The following is a 15,783-nucleotide window of genomic DNA, read 5'->3' as shown; positions in this document are numbered from 1 at the left end:
CCGATCAGGACGGTGGCGACACGACGGGCGGTGCGCATGGGATTCCCTCTCCGTTGCGTGAGCAGATCCCCCAGTGGCTGCCCCACGGCTCGCACCGCGATGCGGCGGACCTCGCAACGTCCCTCATGGGTGGGAAGCGTCCGGCGTGGCGTGCATGAACCGCCGCCTACACCCGGACGAGTGAGACGGGTTTCCGGTGCGTGAGCGGGACTCAGGCCTGCTCGTCGGCCAGTTCCGCCACGCCCGTCACCCGGTGCAGCGGATACGTCCGTACCTCGTCCGCGGTGTGGTCGTACGCCGTGACGAAACCGCCCTCCACCCGGACGGGGGCGATGACGCGCTGGCTGGCGGAGCCCTCGGCGTTGACGTAGCCGATCCAGAGGGTGCCGCCGGTGAGGACGGCGGCCTGCATGGTGGCGAGGGTCTCGGCGGAGGTGGTGCGGGGGAGGGCGCCGTTCCGTTCGGGCACGGCGGAAGAGGAGGAGGCGGCGGACGGCTTGCGCGGTGCTGTGGACGCCAGGTCACCCGCCCGGATGGCACGGATCGCGGCACCCAGCAGAGTGGTGTCGGGGGACGGCGGCCCGTCGGGGACCGGCTCGGGCGCCGTGCGCGGGGGCGTGCGGTGCGCGTGCGCGCGGGTGATCAGCACATCGCCCTCGGCGGACTCGGCGGCCGGTGCGAAGCCCATCGCGCGCAGCCCTTCGAGGAGCGTGGCCGGATCGGCCTGGGCGGCCAGCACCGTGGGCGCGAGGCGGCGCAGCCTCAGCCCCTGCGAACGCTTGTCGGCGATGATCTCGTTCAGGACCGCGTCGTCGTCGCAGCGCACGTACGCCGACGCGGCGCCGATCCGCAGGTGGCCGTGTCTGCGCGCCACGTCGTCGATGAGGTAGGCGAGCGGCTGAGGTACCGGCGTACGGGAGTGGGCGGTGAGGAACGCCTGGAGGTCGGAGGCCGAGCGGCCCGCGTCCAGGGCGCGGCGGACCGAGCCGGGTGTGAAGCGGTAGACCGTCGCCCCGCCCTTCGACTCCACGTCCGCGAGGACGTCCAGCACATCAGCCAGGGGGCGCCGCAGCGGGCCGGGGGCCACCGCGGTCAGGTCCGCCTGGAGGAGGACGTGGTCGAGGGGCTCGGGAAGCAGCGGGGCCAGCAGCTGGGCGGCCCGGCCGGCGGCGGCGGCCACCTCGGCGGGCGAACGGGGTTCCAACGGGGGCACCGGGTGGTGGTGATGCCGGTGGTGGACGGGGAGTTTGGCACCGGGCCCCGAGGTGCGCTCCGGGCCGGTCGAGGGCTCCGGGGCGGGTGCGCCGGGCGGCGCGCCCATGAGCACCCGGCCGTGTGCGGACAGCGCGCCCCTCCCGGTGATCCCCAGGTACTCGGCCTCGGTCACCGTCCACCGGGCGATCCGGGACCGCAGGTCGTCCGAGGAGGCCGCGCCGCGCAGGGCGCGCTCCCAGTGGAGGCGCGCGACGAGGGAGTCGGCGGACGCGGAGCCGCCCTCGGGCAGCGCGGCGAGCAGCGAGAGGACCCGGTGCCGGACCTCGGGCGCCGCCGAGCGGTCCAGGCCTGGGCCCAGCGCCGCCAGGGTGCGCTCCTTGGTGTCGCGCCCGCCGACCACGCCGGACGTGCGGGTCGCCGTCAGCCACGCCGTGGCCAGCCGGGTCCAGCGCTCGGCGGCCGGCAGCTCCAGCCACTCGTCGTAGGCGGGCGTCGCCGCGTACCGCTCGTCGGCCTCGCCGTCCGGGGCCAGCAGGCCCGCCGCGTAGGCGAGTTCCACCCAGAAGGCGGCGACCGGCTCCGGTACGTCCAGGGCCACGGCCGTCCGCTTGAGGTCGCGCACGCTCAGCCCGCCCGCGCGCAGCGCCGACGGGCCGCCCTCGTCCCAGTCCTTCAGCAGTTCCTCGACGGTGGCGAGCGCCGTGTACGCCTGTCCGGCCGCCGTGCTGTCCACAACCTGTGGACGGTGCACGGAGGCCAGCTCGACCGGCGGGGGAAACGGTTCCGTTGTCCGGTGCGCCCGTCCCGCGCGCAGATGGAGGGCCACCTCGCGGGGGAGTACGACCGTGCCGGGCGCCGTCGGCAGCAGCAGCCCGCGGTCGAGCAGCCAGCGCAGCCGGGACGCCGGATCGGCGGTCACCTGACCGTACGGCGGCCCCCAGACCAGCCGGGACAGGACCTCCAGGGAGTCCGGTGGGGCCGTGTCGAGCAGGGCGGCCATCCGGGCGCGGTCGGTGAAGAGCCCGGTCAGCGACCGCACCGCGGACACCGCGTCGTGCGTCGTGGCCAGCCCGGCCGCCGTGAGGAGTTCCTGGATCCGGCCCGGGGACATGCCCGCGGTGGCCTCGGCGACCGTAGGACCGAGCCCTGTCGGGGACGGGTGCTGCGGCGAGGGCGCGAGCAGTTCGCGGGCCGTGCGCACCAGCCGCAGCCGGTCGTCGGAGCCCCACACCAGGGCCTGCTCGCGCAGGACGGCCACGGCACGGGGAAGCGCCTCGACGACCGCCGGGTCGCGGGCGTCGCCCGCCAGCAGGTCCAGGAGTGTGCCGTAAGGCGCCGGTTCGGGGGCCACGGCCAGCGCCTCCGCGCTCTGCAGGGCGAACCGGTCCAGGCGCTCCAGCGCACGGATCACGGAGGCCCGCGTGCCGGCCCGGGTGGCCAGCTGGGTGAGGTCGGTCGGTACGGGGGTGATGAGGTCGGGGCGGGCCCGCAGCAGCGCGGACAGGGAGGAGTCGTCGCGGGCCCGCAGGTCCTCCGCGAGCGAACGAGGGTGTGCCCCGGCGGGGGCGGGCTCCTCTGTGGACGCCCCGCCGGGCTCCTCTGACGACTGCTCCTGGACGCTCATCCGATCCACGTTAGCGGGTGGGCCCCCGCCGCCGTTCCCGTTGACGTGCGTCACCGCCGTGCCGGGACCCGCCACCGGCGGCGGGCGCGGTACCGTCGGTCGCACGGGGAATGACAACGCGGGCGCCCCGGAGGGGACTTCGTGGGGATCGAGAGCGACCAGCTCGTATTCGACTATCTGAGCCGGGTGGGCGACCTGGCCCAGCAGAGGCAGCTGCCGTCGGGGACGCGGATGCGGCTCGTGTCGGAACTGCGCACCGAGATCGACCGGCGCCGGGCCAAGGCGGCCATCGACAGCCCGGCCGCGGTCCGCCGCCTCCTCGACCGCATCGGCACCCCCGAGTCGGTGGTCGCGGACGCCAACTCGAAGGCCGACGGCACGGGCATGGGCACCGGTGCCGACACGGGCGAGACCCCGGCCCCGCCGAGGCGGTCCGCCGTCCCCGCCCAGCGCGCCCAGGAGCCGGAGGGCCGGCCCGGGCGCCTGCGCCGCGCGGTGCCCCGGCCACGCTCCGCCGAGTCGAAACTCGCCGAGTCGGAACCGAACGGGATGGTCGGCCCCACGCCCACCCCGCCGCACCTCGCCAGCACGGACGAGCTCGGCACCGGCCCCCAGCCCGACTGGTGGCGTGTGGAGAGCGGACCGTTCGGGGCGACGGACAGCGTGCCGGGGTTCACCGGGGGCGTGGAGATCCCGGAACTGTTCAAGCCGCCGCCCGGCGACGACCCCGACGACACCGACGGGCCCGGGGAGAAGTCCGCGGCGGCCCTCGAGCCGGCGGCACCCGTCGAGGCGGCGGAACCGGCCGGGCGCGTACGCCGCCGCTTCGTACCCCGCCGCTTCGTACCCCGCCTGCCGTCCCTCGGGGGCGGTGGAGGCGGCGGGGGCTGGTCCAACCCGCTGCTGCTGCTCGCCGCCGCCCTCCTGGTCGCCGGCGCGGTCATCGGCAACCTCGTCATGCTGGCCCTCGGCTGGCTCATCGCCTACCTCTCGCGCCGGCTGAGCCCCACCGAGTCGAAGTGGGCCGTCCTCGTCGTGCCCGGCATCGTCGCCGCGGGGGGCATCGTCTGGATCTGGGGCCGTACGGAGGAGCGCTGGGGCGAGCCCATCGCGCAGGACCAGATGAGCGGCGCGATCGCCGAGACCTGGCCGTGGGTCCTGCGGAGCGCGGCTGTCGCTTCCGCGCTGTACCTGGTGTGGAGGTCGCAGCGACGGAGGTAGCGGCCCCCTCCTGGGCGGGGACCCCGGTCTCCCCGCGCGTCTGCTCCGGCGACGCGCCCCACGGCGCCCCCGGCACCACCAGCGGCGACCCGGGCACCGGATCGGGCACGCCCACGCACTCCAGGCCGAAGACCTCCCGTGCCGAGTGCATGCGGGGGGTGCGGGGCGGTTGTCGGGTGCGGGTGCCTTGTGGCTGGTCGCGCAGTTCCCCGCGCCCCTTCAGGGCGCGTTGTGCGTGGTGGGCACAATGGTTTTTATGACCTCTGCTGTGTTGACCGTTGGCTTTGACCTCGACATGACCCTTATCGATTCCCGGCCGGGGATCCGTGCCTGTTACGAGGCGCTTTCCGTGCGGACGGGAACCTTCATCGATGCCGATCTGGCCGTCACACGGCTCGGGCCCCCGCTCGCGGAGGAGCTGATCAACTGGTTTCCGGCCGAGGAGGTCGCGAGCATGGCGGACGTGTACCGGGAGATGTACCCCACCCACGCCATCGCCCCGACGCCCGCGATGCCCGGGGCCCGTGCGGCGATAGCGGCGGTGCGGGCGGCCGGGGGCCGGGCGATCGTCGTCACCGCGAAGTACGAGCCCAACGCCAAGCTGCATCTCAGCCATCTCGGCATCGACGCCGACGCCGTCATCGGCGACCTGTGGGCCGAGCGCAAGGCGGAGGCCCTGCGCGAGTACGACGCGGACGTCTACGTCGGCGACCACACCGGCGACGTACGCGGCGCGCGCACCGCCGGAGCACTGTCCGTCGCGGTGGCCACCGGCCCGTGCGACGAGGAGGAACTGCGCGCGGCGGGCGCCGACGTGGTGCTCAAGGACCTGCTGGAGTTCCCGAGTTGGCTGGCGGCCCGCCGGTAAACGGTCACAAACCTCCGCGCGCCTGCCGGCGCCCACTGGCGATCGACTGGAACACCCCCGCTCCCGCGATGAGGAATCCGACGCCCATCAACATGCTCAGACCGAACATGTACGTAGGAAAGGGCGTCGTGTCGAGCAGCAGCGGGGCCACGGTGACCAGTGTGGCCAGAGCTCCGACGAAGAACACGATGGCACCGGCACGGATCAGTCGGTCTCCGGCCGCGGCGGAATTCGGTTGGGTTTTGTCACGCACTCGACCAGGGTAGTTCCCTGCCCGGGAGAACAATCCGGCGACGTCTTGTCAGCAGCCGCCGGACCATTAGCCTTGGTACCGGCGGGTCCGACGACCCGCTGTAGTGCTGTACGGACCTGTTTCCCGAGCAGTTTTCAGCCGTATTTTTTCCGACGCAGTTTCCGACGAGTACGAGGACGAGGACAGACGTGCCTACCGGCAAGGTCAAGTGGTTCAACAGTGAGAAGGGCTTCGGCTTTCTCTCCCGCGACGACGGCGGCGACGTTTTCGTGCATTCCTCGGTCCTGCCCGCCGGAGTCGATGTTCTCAAGCCGGGGCAGCGTGTGGAGTTCGGTGTGGTCGCCGGACAGCGCGGTGACCAGGCGCTTTCGGTGACGCTTCTGGACCCCACGCCCTCCGTGGCGGCGGCCCAGCGCCGTAAGCCGGACGAACTGGCGTCGATCGTCCAGGATTTGACGACCCTTCTGGAAAACATCACGCCGATGCTCGAGCGCGGCCGCTACCCCGACAAGGCCTCCGGCGCGAAGATCGCAGGCCTGCTGCGCGCGGTGGCGGACCAGTTGGACGTGTAACCGCCCCGCACCGGTCCGGGCTGCGCTCCGATGGGCGCAGCCCTTCAAGGGGCGCGGGGCCGTGACATCTGCGGCTCCGCCGCGGGGCGCGACCAGTTCCCGCCAGCCCGCACGGACACTCTGCGCCCGCCCATCCCCCTTAGGGAAAGGTCAGCGCCCCCGGCGCGAGAGCCGGCACGAGCCCCTCCGCCGCCGCCCGCGTGAGAAGGCCACGGATCGCCGCGTACCCGTCCTCGCCCAGGTCGGCCGTGAACTCGTTGACGTACAGCCCGATGTGCTGGTCGGCGACCGACGAGTCCATCTCCTGCGCGTGCTCCAGCACATACGCCCGCGAGGCCTCGGGATCGTCCCAGGCCGCCCGTACGGACGCCCGGACGGACTCCGCGAGCAGCCCCAGCGCGGCCTCGCCCAGCGACCGCTTGGCGATGATCGCGCCCAGCGGGATCGGCAGGCCCGTCGTCGACTCCCAGTGCTCGCCCATGTCCGCGAGCTTGTGCAGACCGTAGTTCTGGTACGTGAAACGGGCCTCGTGGATGACCAGTCCGGCGTCCACCTTCCCGTCCCGTACCGCGGGCATGATCTCGTGGAACGGCATGACCACGATCTCGCCGACCCCGCCGGGGACCGTGTCCGCGGCCCACAGGCGGAACAGCATGTACGCGGTCGACCGCTCGCTCGGCACGGCGACCGTGCGGCCGGTGAGGTCCACGCCCGGCTCCCGGGTGAGGACCAGCGGCCCGCAGCCACGCCCGAGAGCGCCTCCGCAGGGCAGCAGGGCCCATTCGTCCAGGACGTACGGCAGGACGGCGTACGACACCTTCAGGACGTCGAACTCGCCGCGTTCCGCCATGCCGTTGGTGATGTCGATGTCCGCGAAGGTCACATCGAGCGCGGGTGCTCCCGGGATCCGGCCGTGGGCCCAGGCGTCGAAGACGAAGGTGTCGTTCGGACAGGGCGAGTAGGCGATCCTCAGGGGCTGTGTCCGCGAGTTCCGCGTGTTCTGCGAGGGCTCAGTGGGTGAGGTCATGTGGGTTCCAACTCTCCAGTACGGGCGCAAGCTTCCCGAAGGCCCCGGTGAGCGCCGCGAGGGCCTCGCCGATCCGCCAGGCGGCGCGGTCGCGGGGGCCCACGGGATTGGACACGGCACGGATCTCCAGGACGGGGACGCCGTGCGCCGCGGCAGCCTCGGCGACCCCGAAACCCTCCATGGCCTCGGCGAGCGCCCGCGGGTGGCGACGGCGCAGTTCCGCGGCGCGCGCCGTGCTTCCGGTCACGGTACTGACGGTGAGGACGGACCCGCGACGCGCTCCGGTGACGGCCGCGAGCTCTCGTACGAGTGATTCCGGCGGCCGGTGGGTGACGGCTCCGAACCCCAGTTCGGTGACCGGCGTGAATCCGACAGTGGTCCCGGTGGTCCCGGTGGCCTCGGGGGTCTCCGCGCCGAGGTCCGCGACGGTGATGTCGTCGGCGAGGACGAGCGATCCGACGGGCGCGTCGGGCTGGAACCCGCCGCCGATACCGGCGGAGACCACCACGTCGTACGGCTCACCGGCCAGCGCGGCAGCGGTGAGCGCGGCGGCGGTCGACGCGGCGGCGGCGGCCGGACCCACGCCACCGGCCAGGAGATCGAGCACGAGACGGTCGCGGAGGTCGGAGCGGTCCGCCACGAGCGTCAGCCTGCTCAGGGCCGCCCCCGGAACCGGGTGCGCCGACACCGGGACCGTGAACGCCGAGGCCACCGCGTCCCGTTCGGCGGGGACCGCGGTGGTTACGAGGACACGCATGAGCGGCGCTTCACGGGGAACGGGCGGTTCGGCCGGCTCAGGCGTCCGCGTTCTCCAGCTTGAAGTTCCAGACGCCCTTGAACTGCGAACCGCTCTTGTTCTGCTGGACGACGCTGATGTAGATCGTCTTCGGGGCGGCCTGGCCCGACTGCTCGGCGAAGAGGTCGACGCCCTCGAAGGCGTAGTACGTCTTCTTGAACGGGGAGGTGACCTGCTGGCCGTTGAGCCACAGGGCCCAGCCCTCGTCGGCGATCTCCGGGTCGACACCGATCCGCAGCGTCTCGCCCTGCGAGACGCTGATCGTGTCGGAGGACTTCTTGAGGGCGCACTTGGTCGCTTCCTCCTTGCCGATGTTCTTGCCGTCCTCGTAGCACTCGGCCTCGGAGCTGATCGAGTTCTTGCCGACCGTGACGGTGGCCATCGGCGTCGGCTTGTCACAGGCGGACAGCACGAGAAGTCCGGCGGAAACGGCGCCGGCGGCGGCGACGGCGCGGCGACGGCGCGCAAGGGGACGCTGGGAGCTCATGGCCGAAGGTTATCGGGCGGGTCGGGCGGCCCGGCCATGTGGGTGCGATACGCGGCGTGCCGCGGACCGGAACGGACGTGAGCAGGCGGCGATCGGGCCGCCGCCGGGCGGGCACCGCGCGGCTCAGACCAGGTGCGCGTGTTGCCGTCCGCCGTGCCGGGCCGCGCTCAGCAGCCCGCGGACCGTGGTGAGCCAGCCGAGGGCGATGATCGCGGAGGCCACCGCCATCCCGAGCGTGCCGTTGAGCGGCAGCGCGATACCGATCGCCCCGCCGACCACCCAGGCCATCTGAAGGATCGTCTCCGAGCGCGCGAACGCCGAGGTCCGCACCAGTTCCGGCACGTCCCGCTGGATCAGAGCGTCCAGGGACAGCTTGGACAGCGCCTGGGCGAATCCGGCGAACGCGGCGAGCACCGCCACCAGGAGCACCCCGAAGAACACCGCCGCCGTGATCGCCACGCCCAGCACCACCGCGACCACCGTGACGATGATGAGTTCCGGCGCGCGGGATCTGAGCGCCGCGCCGACCGCCGTGCCCAGCGCGTTGCCCACACCGGCCGACACGCCGACGATGGTCAGCGAGACCGCCGCGCTGGCGCCGGCGAGGGGGTGTTCGCGCAACAGGAACGCCAGGAAGAAGATCAGGAAGCCGGAGAGGCCGCGCAGCGCGGCGTTCGCGGCGAGGGCATGCGTGACCGCCGTACCGACCGTGCGCAGGCCGGGGCGCTTGGGCTGTTTCAGGTGCGGCCCGTGCAGATGCTGCTCGTCCGAAGCGAGCAGGGCCTTGTCCTCGCCCTTGGCCGAGTCGACCTTGTGCGGCAGCGAGAACGACAGGAACGTACCCGCCACGAAGATCAGGAAGGCGCCGTAGAGCGGGTAGCGGGGGCCGAGGGCCTGGAGTCCCGCGCCGATCGGGGCCGCCACACCGGTGGCCAGCAGGCCGCCGAGCGTGACCCGCGAGTTCGCCTTCACCAGGGAGAACGCGGGTGGCAGGAGCCGGGGCACCACGGCGCTTCTCACCACGCCGTACGCCTTCGACGCCACCAGGACGCCGAGGGCCGCCGGATACAGCTCGATGCTGCCCGTGACGACCGCGCCCGACAGCAGCAGGGCCATGAACGCGCGCGCCATGAACGCGCCCGCCATCGCGGCGCGCCGGCCGTGCGGGAGCCGGTCCAGGAGCGGGCCGATGACCGGGGCGAGCAGCGTGAACGGGGCCATGGTGATCGCCAGGTAGAGCGCCACCCGGCCGCGGGCCTCGTCCGTGGGGACCGAGAAGAAGACCGTCGAGGCGAGCGCCACGGTGATCAACATGTCGCCGGCGCCGTTCACCCCGTGCAGTTCGATCAGTTTGCCGAGGCCCGACTCGCCCGCGCCGTGCGCGTGTGTCGCCTTTCTGATGCCTCTCGCCGTACCGCTGAACGGCAGTCGCAGGGCATGCCCGACGGAACGGACGGCCCCGCGCACCGGACCCGACCCGCTCTTGTCTCCTGCCCCGGCGCCACCGATTCCGGTGGCTCCTTGGGGTGACCTCGCGGCTGCCACTCCGCAATAGTGCCCCGAGAACGGTGGAAGTAGCGCAGTTACCGCACGTATAGCGGCTGAGTGGGGGCTGTGGATCCGGCGCCGGGCACGCCTGAAAGGTGCCCCGGGCACCCGGCCGGGGGAACGCCGCGAAGGCATGAAGGCAACGCCGGTGTAGGCCCAGCGCCGACGAGGCGGTAGCGTGCGTAGCGCGCCCGCGGCGGTTGTTCTCGGCCGCGCGCCTCTCGGTCATCCCGCAGAATGGATGACGTAGGTGCGCCCGAGTGCGATCGGGCGCGGACGTCGACGCGGCCCTCCGGTCCGCTCCGTCCGCACCCCCGTCGAGGGATGGCGCACTCGTGAGACGGCGTAGGAGAGAAGCGATACCTGTGAGCGCGACAACGCGAAGCCGAACCCCCGACCGTCTGTGTGCCGAGGCCGTGGGCCTCGCCCGGGCAGCCGCCGAGGAGGCCGCCGCTCCCGGCGTCGTCGGGGAGCACGCGGGCATGGTCAGCGAAGGGGACCGCGTCGTCACGCACTTCTTCGAGTGCAAGGAGATGGGCTACCGCGGCTGGCGCTGGGCCGTGACGGTGGCCCGGGCCTCCCGGGCGAAGGTCGTCACCCTCGACGAGAGCGTGCTGCTGCCCGGCACCGATGCCCTGCTGGCGCCCGAGTGGGTGCCGTGGAGCGAGCGGCTCCGGCCGGGAGACATGGGCCCCGGGGACCTGCTGCCCACGGACGCGGAGGATCTGCGTCTGGAACCCGGCTACTCCGGCGAGGACGAGCCCGCTCCGAACGCGCCGATCTCCGAGGAGATGGCCCAGCTGGCCGAGGCGGAGGACGCCGAGATCACGGCGCAGGCGCCGGCCGCGCTGCCGCTCGTGCCCTCGCGCGGCTCGATCGCTTCCGTGGCCGAGGAACTGGGCATGCGGCGGGCCCGCGTCCTGTCCCGGTACGGGCTGCATGTCGCGGCCGACCGGTGGGAGGAGTCGTACGGGGCGAAGACCGCGATGGCGCAGGCGGCACCCGCCACGTGCGTCAGCTGCGGGTTCCTCAATCCCATCGGCGGTTCGCTGGGGCAGGCCTTCGGTCTGTGCGCGAACGAGTTCTCGCCCGCCGATGGGCGTGTGGTGTCGCTTTCCTACGGGTGCGGTGGGCATTCGGAGGCCGCGGTCATGCCTACGCCCGCGCGGCCGGCACCTCCGGTGATCGACGAGACGCGGGTGGATCCGTTCCCGCTCCGGCCTTCGCCCGACTCGGGTTCGGTGCCGGTGGGGCCGGACGGCTCCGCCGCGGAGTACGGCCACAGTTAGGCCGCCTGCGGCTGGGCTGTCGGTGGTGGGCTGGGCCCGGCCTGTCAGGTGCGGCTCGGTGGGGCGGTCTGCGCAGTTCCCCGCGCCCCTCGAAGCTGGGCCCGGCTGCCAGGTGCGGGCGGTGGGAGCCGGCCGTGCGGTTCCCCGCGCCCCTGAAAGCGAAAAGACTGCGCCGTTCCCCGCGCCCCCCAAAGGGCTCGGCCCGGTTCGCATGTGCGGGTTGTGTGTGGCTTGTCGCGCCGTTCCCCGCGCCCCTGAAAGGGCGCCCTTTCAGGGGCGCGGGGAACGGCGCAGTCTTTCTGTCTTTGGGTCTTTAGGTCTTTAGGGGCGCGGGGAACGGCGCGGCCAGTCCCCCACCGGGCCGCGCTGGTCCACAGCCCCTCCCACCCCGGGTGCCCCCGACCCTGGCCCCCTGCCAAGGGACCCGCGCGGTACCTTCTTGCCGCGGCCGGCCGAAGCGTGCGGGCGTACGACGAGAGGGAGTGTCAAGCGTGAGCAACTTCGTGCGGCCGGCTGCCGAGGGCGCGGACCCGTTCGGGACAGCACGGCTGCGACGCGGGGTGCTGGACGCCTGGGCGACGAGCCCGGCGCGGTTCCGTGAGGACGCCAACTCCGAGGAGGACCTCGTACTCGGCGGCTACCGCGACCGCCTGGTCGTCGAGCTCGCCCAGAACGCCTCCGACGCCGCCTCCCGCGCGGGCGTCCCGGGCCGGCTCCGCCTCACCCTCCGTGACGGAGTCCTCGCCGCCGCCAACACCGGCGCCCCCCTGGACGCCACCGGTGTCGAATCCCTCTCCACCCTGCGCGCCTCCGCCAAGCGCGACGACAGCGACAGCGCGGTCGGCCGCTTCGGCGTAGGCTTCGCGGCCGTCCTCGCCGTGACCGACGAACCCGCCCTGCTGGGCAGGCACGGCGGCGTCCGCTGGTCGCTCGTCGAGGCCCGGGACCTCGCCGTCGACATCGCCCGCCACAGCCCCGGGCTCGGCGACGAACTGCGCCGCCGCGACGGCCATGTGCCGCTGCTCCGGCTGCCGTTCGCGGCCGAGGGCTCCGCGCCGGACCCGTACGACAGTGTCGTGGTCCTGCCGTTGCGGGACCCGGCCGCGGAGGATCTCGCGGAGCGGCTGCTCGACGGGATCGACGACGCCCTGCTGCTCGCCCTGCCCGGCCTTGAGGAAGTGGTCGTCGAGACCGGGGACGGCCGCGTACGGACGATCCGGCGCCGCGCCGAGGACGCGAGCGAGGGCGTCGGCGACGTGATCGTCGAGGACTCCCGCGACGGTACGACCCGCTGGCGGACCGTCGCCGCGCACGGATCCCTGGAGCCCGCGCTGCTCGCCGACCGGCCCGTCGAGGAGCGCCTGCGCCCCCACTGGTCGGTCACCTGGGCCGTCCCGGTCGACGCCGACGGCACCCCGGGCCGCCCCCGCACGGGCCCCGTCGTGCACGCGCCCACCCCCAGCGACGAGCCCCTCGGCGTGCCCGCGCTGCTCATCGCCTCGCTGCCGCTCGACACCACCCGCCGCCATGCCGCCCCGGGCCCGCTGACCGACTTCCTGGTGCAGCGCGCCGCGGACGCGTACGTCGGGCTGCTCGCCGCCTGGCGGCCCGTGACCACCGGAATCATCGGCCTGGTGCCGGGCCCGCTCGGCAAGGGCGAACTGGACGGGGCCCTGCGGCAGGCGATCCTCGAACGGCTGCCGCGCACCGTGTTCCTGCCGCCCGCGATCGAGCCGCCCGCCGACGCCGACCCCGACTCCGAGGACTCCGACCTTCCCGAGGCCCTGCGGCCCCGCGACGCCGAAGTGGTGGAGGGCGCGGGCGCCGAGACCGTCCAGGTGCTCGCCGAGGTGCTGCCCAGCCTGCTGCCCGCCGGACTCGAACGGCGTGCCGAACTGCGCACCCTGGGCGTCGCGCGGGTGCCGCTGGCCGAGGCGGTCGACCGGCTCGCGGGTCTGGAGAAGGCCCCCGAGTGGTGGCGGCGCCTGTACGACAGCCTCGCCGGGGTCGACCCGGACCGGCTCTCCGGGCTGCCCGTCCCGCTCGCCGACGGCCGTACGACGATCGGCCCCCGGCAGATCCTGCTGCCCACCGCCGACGGAACCGGAAACGGAACCGGAAACGGAACCGGGAGCGGGAGCGGAGCCGGGGCCGCGCCCGACGCGCTCGCCCGGCTCGGCCTCAAGGTCGCCCATCCGGACGCCGTCCATCCACTCCTGGAGAAGCTGGGCGCCCTGCCCGCCACCGCACGGGCCGTCCTCACCACTCCGCAGGTCCGGGCGGCCGTCGCCGGATCCCTCGACGACGACCGCGGCGGCTGGGACGACGACACCACCCCGGACGCCGAGGAACTGGCCGACACCGTCCTCGCGCTCGTCCGTGACGCGAACCTCGAACCCGGCGACGAGCCCTGGCTCGGCGCCCTCGCGCTCCCCGACGACGAGGGCGAACTCGTCCCCGCCGGCGAACTCGTCCTGCCCGGCAGCCCCTTCGCCCAGGTGATGCGCGAGGACGAACTCGCCTCCGTCGACCCCGAACTGGCCGAACGCTGGGGCGAGCAGCCCCTCGCCGCCTGTGGCGTACTGGCGAACTTCGCCCTCGTACGCGCCACGGACGTCGTCCTCGACCCCGACGAACTGGAGCCGCGGGACGGCGACTTCGCCGAACCCGACGACGCCGGGCTGCTCGACGCCGTGGACGTGTGGTGCGAGGACTCCCTGGACGGGCTGCCGGAATCACCGGTGCCGCCCGTCGCCACGGAGATCGTCGCCGTGCGCGACCTCGACCTCGTGGACGACGACCGCTGGCCCGAGGCCCTGGCCCTGCTCTCCCGCCCGCCGCTGCGTGACGCCCTCACCCAGCCGGTCCGCGTCCTGCTGCCGGACGGCACGCACGAGATCATCCGCTCCTACACCGCCTGGTGGCTGCGCGGGCACCCCGTCCTCGACGGCCGCCGCCCGGCCGGCCTGCGCGCCGAGGGCGGCGACCCGCTCCTGCACGGCCTGTACGACGCCGCCGACGCGGCCGGTTTCGACGACGAGCAGGTGCTGCGGGCCCTCGGAGTCCGTACGTCCGTGGCCGCGCTGCTCGCCGAACCGGGCGGCGGCGCGGAGCTGCTCGACCGGCTGGCCGACCCCGACCGCGAGGTCTCGGCCGCCCAACTGCACGCCCTCTACGGCGCGCTGGCGGACCTCGACCCCGACCAGGTCACCCTGCCGGACGAACTGCGGGCCGTCGTGGACGGCGAGGTGCGGGTCGTGGACGCGGCCGACGCCGTGGTCGTCGACTCGCCCGACCTGCTGCCCTTCACCGCGGGCACGCCCCTGCTCCCGGTACGGCCCGCGCGGGCCGCCGACCTCGCCGAGCTGTTCCAGGTCAGGCGGCTGAGCGAGTCCGTCACCGGCGAGGTGACCAGCGAGGGCGCCGAACACGACGTACCGGAGTCCGTACGGGTCCTGCTGGGCCCCTCGACCCCCGCGACCTACCTCGAGCACGAGGAACTCGTCGTCGACGGCACCGAACTCGACTGGCGCCGCACCCGCGACGGAGTGCTGCACGCCTCCACCGTGGAGGGCGTCGCCGCGGGTCTCGCCTGGGCGGCCGGACAGTGGCCCCGCCGTTTCGAGGTCGCGGCCCTGCTGGAGGACCCGTCCAGGACGGCGGAACTGGCCCGGGACCGCTGGTTCGACTGAGCGCCGGGGCGGGCCGGTCGGCCGGGCCGGGTGGGCTCGGTCGGCCCGGTTCGAGGGCTCGATCGGTCGGTTTCGGGGGCGGATGGGGCGACCTTGATCACGAGTTCGCAAAACCTTCACCACACGTACAACCATTCACCCCCGTCACGAATCTGATCACCTGAGTCAACAGACTCCCCGATCACTCGGGCCCCAATGTGAAGACCTACCGTCGGGGCCCCTTTCTCCATCAGGGGATTGCATGCGCATACGTGCCACCGTGGCCGCCGTCACCGGCGCCCTGGCCCTCTCCGCCTTCGCCGTGCCGGCCGCGCAGGCCGACGGTCCCGCGATCACGCGCGAGGACACCGCGAAGGTTCTGGACGCCGCCCACGCGGCGTCCGGCAAGACCGGCGCCCGCGCCGCCGCGGCCGACGCGCCGTACGCGCTCGACGCGAGCATCTCCAACGTGAAGGTCAACGGTGGCAAGGCCATCGTGGCCGGCACCACCAAGCACGTCACCGTCCCGACGACGTTCACGCTGACGCACGCCGCCGACGTGGACATCAAGGCCGCCGACTTCCTCGTCGACGTGGAGATCTACAAGGGCTCCTACACGGAGCCGGACAACTACCTGTTCGGCGACCTGTGGCCGACCTGCAAGGTGGTCACCACCACGACCGCCTCCTGCACGGGCAGCATCGACGTGTACCCGGGCGAGGGTGAGCTGCGCAACTCCGACGCCGGTGCGTGGTCGGCGAACGCCTACGCCATCGCCTTCAACGGCGAGGACCCGGAGGCCGTCGACTTCGACGTCACCAAGGTCGGGGTCGTCGAGCAGGCCAAGGTCGGCAGCACCAAGGTGCAGCGCTACTCCAAGCTCACCGTGAACGCCTCCCCGGAGCCGGTGAAGAAGGGCAAGACCATCACGGTCACCGGTGCCCTGACGCGCGCCAACTGGGAGACGAACAAGTACGCGGGGTACACCGTGCAGTCGGTGAAGCTCCAGTTCAAGAAGAAGGGCACGTCCACGTACGTGGACGTCAAGACGGTCAAGTCCGGTACCAAGGGCGCGCTGAAGACCACGGTCAAGGCTGCGGCTGACGGGTACTTCCGGTACAACTTCGCGGGCACCACGACCACTCCGGCGGTCAAGGCCGCGGGTGACTTCGTGGACGTGAACTAACTCTTCCGCCCCGCCTGTCCGACGGC

The 15,783-nt window shown here is 73.2% G+C and carries 12 protein-coding genes and 1 pseudogene; 6 read left to right on the top strand and 7 right to left on the bottom strand.

The annotated features are described in order from the left end of the window. Nucleotides 1-211: 211 nt before the first annotated feature. Nucleotides 212-2,839, bottom strand: a complete 2,628-nt coding sequence (locus OHS59_RS20630) for a helicase-associated domain-containing protein (RefSeq protein WP_328494889.1) — start codon at nt 2,837-2,839, stop codon at nt 212-214. 141 nt (nt 2,840-2,980) lie between these two features. On the opposite strand from OHS59_RS20630, the gene OHS59_RS20625 reads away from it, so the two are divergent. After that, complete coding sequence (locus OHS59_RS20625; RefSeq protein ID WP_328494888.1) at nt 2,981-4,060, top strand: hypothetical protein; 1,080 nt, start codon at nt 2,981-2,983, stop codon at nt 4,058-4,060. Nucleotides 4,061-4,091: 31 nt separating this feature from the next. Here the strand turns inward: OHS59_RS20625 and OHS59_RS20620 are convergent. Then, nucleotides 4,092-4,199, bottom strand: a pseudogene (locus OHS59_RS20620) (cobalamin/Fe(3+)-siderophore ABC transporter ATP-binding protein); the annotation flags it as partial. A 108-nt stretch (nt 4,200-4,307) separates the two neighbouring features. On the opposite strand from OHS59_RS20620, the gene OHS59_RS20615 reads away from it, so the two are divergent. Continuing rightward, nucleotides 4,308-4,928, top strand: coding sequence for an HAD family hydrolase (locus tag OHS59_RS20615; RefSeq protein ID WP_328494887.1), 621 nt, complete (start codon nt 4,308-4,310; stop codon nt 4,926-4,928). A 4-nt stretch (nt 4,929-4,932) separates the two neighbouring features. On the opposite strand, the gene OHS59_RS20610 is transcribed toward OHS59_RS20615, so the two are convergent. Continuing rightward, the gene (locus OHS59_RS20610) at nt 4,933-5,181 is read right to left on the bottom strand and encodes a hypothetical protein (RefSeq protein WP_328494886.1); all 249 of its coding nucleotides are present in this window, start codon (nt 5,179-5,181) and stop codon (nt 4,933-4,935) included. A gap of 188 nt (nt 5,182-5,369) precedes the next feature. Here OHS59_RS20610 and OHS59_RS20605 point away from each other — a divergent pair, with 188 nt between their 5' ends. Continuing rightward, nucleotides 5,370-5,753: a cold-shock protein gene (locus OHS59_RS20605; RefSeq protein ID WP_107015351.1), complete on the top strand. Its 384-nt coding sequence runs from the start codon at nt 5,370-5,372 to the stop codon at nt 5,751-5,753. Nucleotides 5,754-5,892: 139 nt separating this feature from the next. Here the strand turns inward: OHS59_RS20605 and OHS59_RS20600 are convergent, their stop codons facing one another. The 4 genes from OHS59_RS20600 to OHS59_RS20585 all read right to left on the bottom strand — a co-directional run bounded on the left by OHS59_RS20600 (nt 5,893) and on the right by OHS59_RS20585 (nt 9,608). Then, nucleotides 5,893-6,780, bottom strand: a complete 888-nt coding sequence (locus OHS59_RS20600; protein WP_328494885.1) for a 1,4-dihydroxy-6-naphthoate synthase — start codon at nt 6,778-6,780, stop codon at nt 5,893-5,895. Beyond that, entirely contained in the window at nt 6,764-7,537 is a 774-nt protein-coding gene (locus tag OHS59_RS20595; RefSeq protein WP_328494884.1) for a futalosine hydrolase, read from the bottom strand. Before OHS59_RS20595 ends, OHS59_RS20600 begins: the two co-directional genes overlap by 17 nt. Nucleotides 7,538-7,574: 37 nt before the next feature. After that, nucleotides 7,575-8,063: a hypothetical protein gene (locus OHS59_RS20590; RefSeq protein ID WP_328494883.1), complete on the bottom strand. Its 489-nt coding sequence runs from the start codon at nt 8,061-8,063 to the stop codon at nt 7,575-7,577. A 123-nt stretch (nt 8,064-8,186) separates the two neighbouring features. Next, a complete protein-coding gene (locus OHS59_RS20585; protein ID WP_328494882.1) occupies nt 8,187-9,608 on the bottom strand; it encodes an MFS transporter in 1,422 nt (473 codons plus the stop codon). A 368-nt stretch (nt 9,609-9,976) separates the two neighbouring features. Here OHS59_RS20585 and OHS59_RS20580 point away from each other — a divergent pair, with 368 nt between their 5' ends. From OHS59_RS20580 to OHS59_RS20570, 3 genes are all read left to right on the top strand, one after another. Further along, nucleotides 9,977-10,900, top strand: coding sequence for a DUF3027 domain-containing protein (locus tag OHS59_RS20580; protein ID WP_328494881.1), 924 nt, complete (start codon nt 9,977-9,979; stop codon nt 10,898-10,900). A 491-nt stretch (nt 10,901-11,391) separates the two neighbouring features. After that, nucleotides 11,392-14,592: a sacsin N-terminal ATP-binding-like domain-containing protein gene (locus OHS59_RS20575; RefSeq protein ID WP_328494880.1), complete on the top strand. Its 3,201-nt coding sequence runs from the start codon at nt 11,392-11,394 to the stop codon at nt 14,590-14,592. Between the two features lie 241 nt (nt 14,593-14,833). Further along, complete coding sequence (locus OHS59_RS20570; protein WP_328494879.1) at nt 14,834-15,757, top strand: hypothetical protein; 924 nt, start codon at nt 14,834-14,836, stop codon at nt 15,755-15,757. Nucleotides 15,758-15,783: the final 26 nt, after the last annotated feature.

Origin of the sequence: Streptomyces sp. NBC_00414, from assembly GCF_036038375.1 — a bacterium.
Lineage (GTDB): Bacteria > Actinomycetota > Actinomycetes > Streptomycetales > Streptomycetaceae > Streptomyces.
Note: the sequence above shows the minus strand (reverse complement) of the source record. Positions and strands in the feature narration are given on the sequence as shown.

Bases quoted from the DNA above. Each gene is read 5' to 3' on its own strand.
- OHS59_RS20630 (WP_328494889.1), bottom strand. From the start codon at position 2,839: ATGAGCGTCCAGGAGCAGTCGTCAGAGGAGCCCGGCGGGGCGTCCACA.
- OHS59_RS20615 (WP_328494887.1), top strand. From the start codon at position 4,308: ATGGTTTTTATGACCTCTGCTGTGTTGACCGTTGGCTTTGACCTCGAC.
- OHS59_RS20600 (WP_328494885.1), bottom strand. From the start codon at position 6,780: ATGACCTCACCCACTGAGCCCTCGCAGAACACGCGGAACTCGCGGACA.
- OHS59_RS20595 (WP_328494884.1), bottom strand. From the start codon at position 7,537: ATGCGTGTCCTCGTAACCACCGCGGTCCCCGCCGAACGGGACGCGGTG.
- OHS59_RS20590 (WP_328494883.1), bottom strand. From the start codon at position 8,063: ATGAGCTCCCAGCGTCCCCTTGCGCGCCGTCGCCGCGCCGTCGCCGCC.
- OHS59_RS20570 (WP_328494879.1), top strand. From the start codon at position 14,834: ATGCGCATACGTGCCACCGTGGCCGCCGTCACCGGCGCCCTGGCCCTC.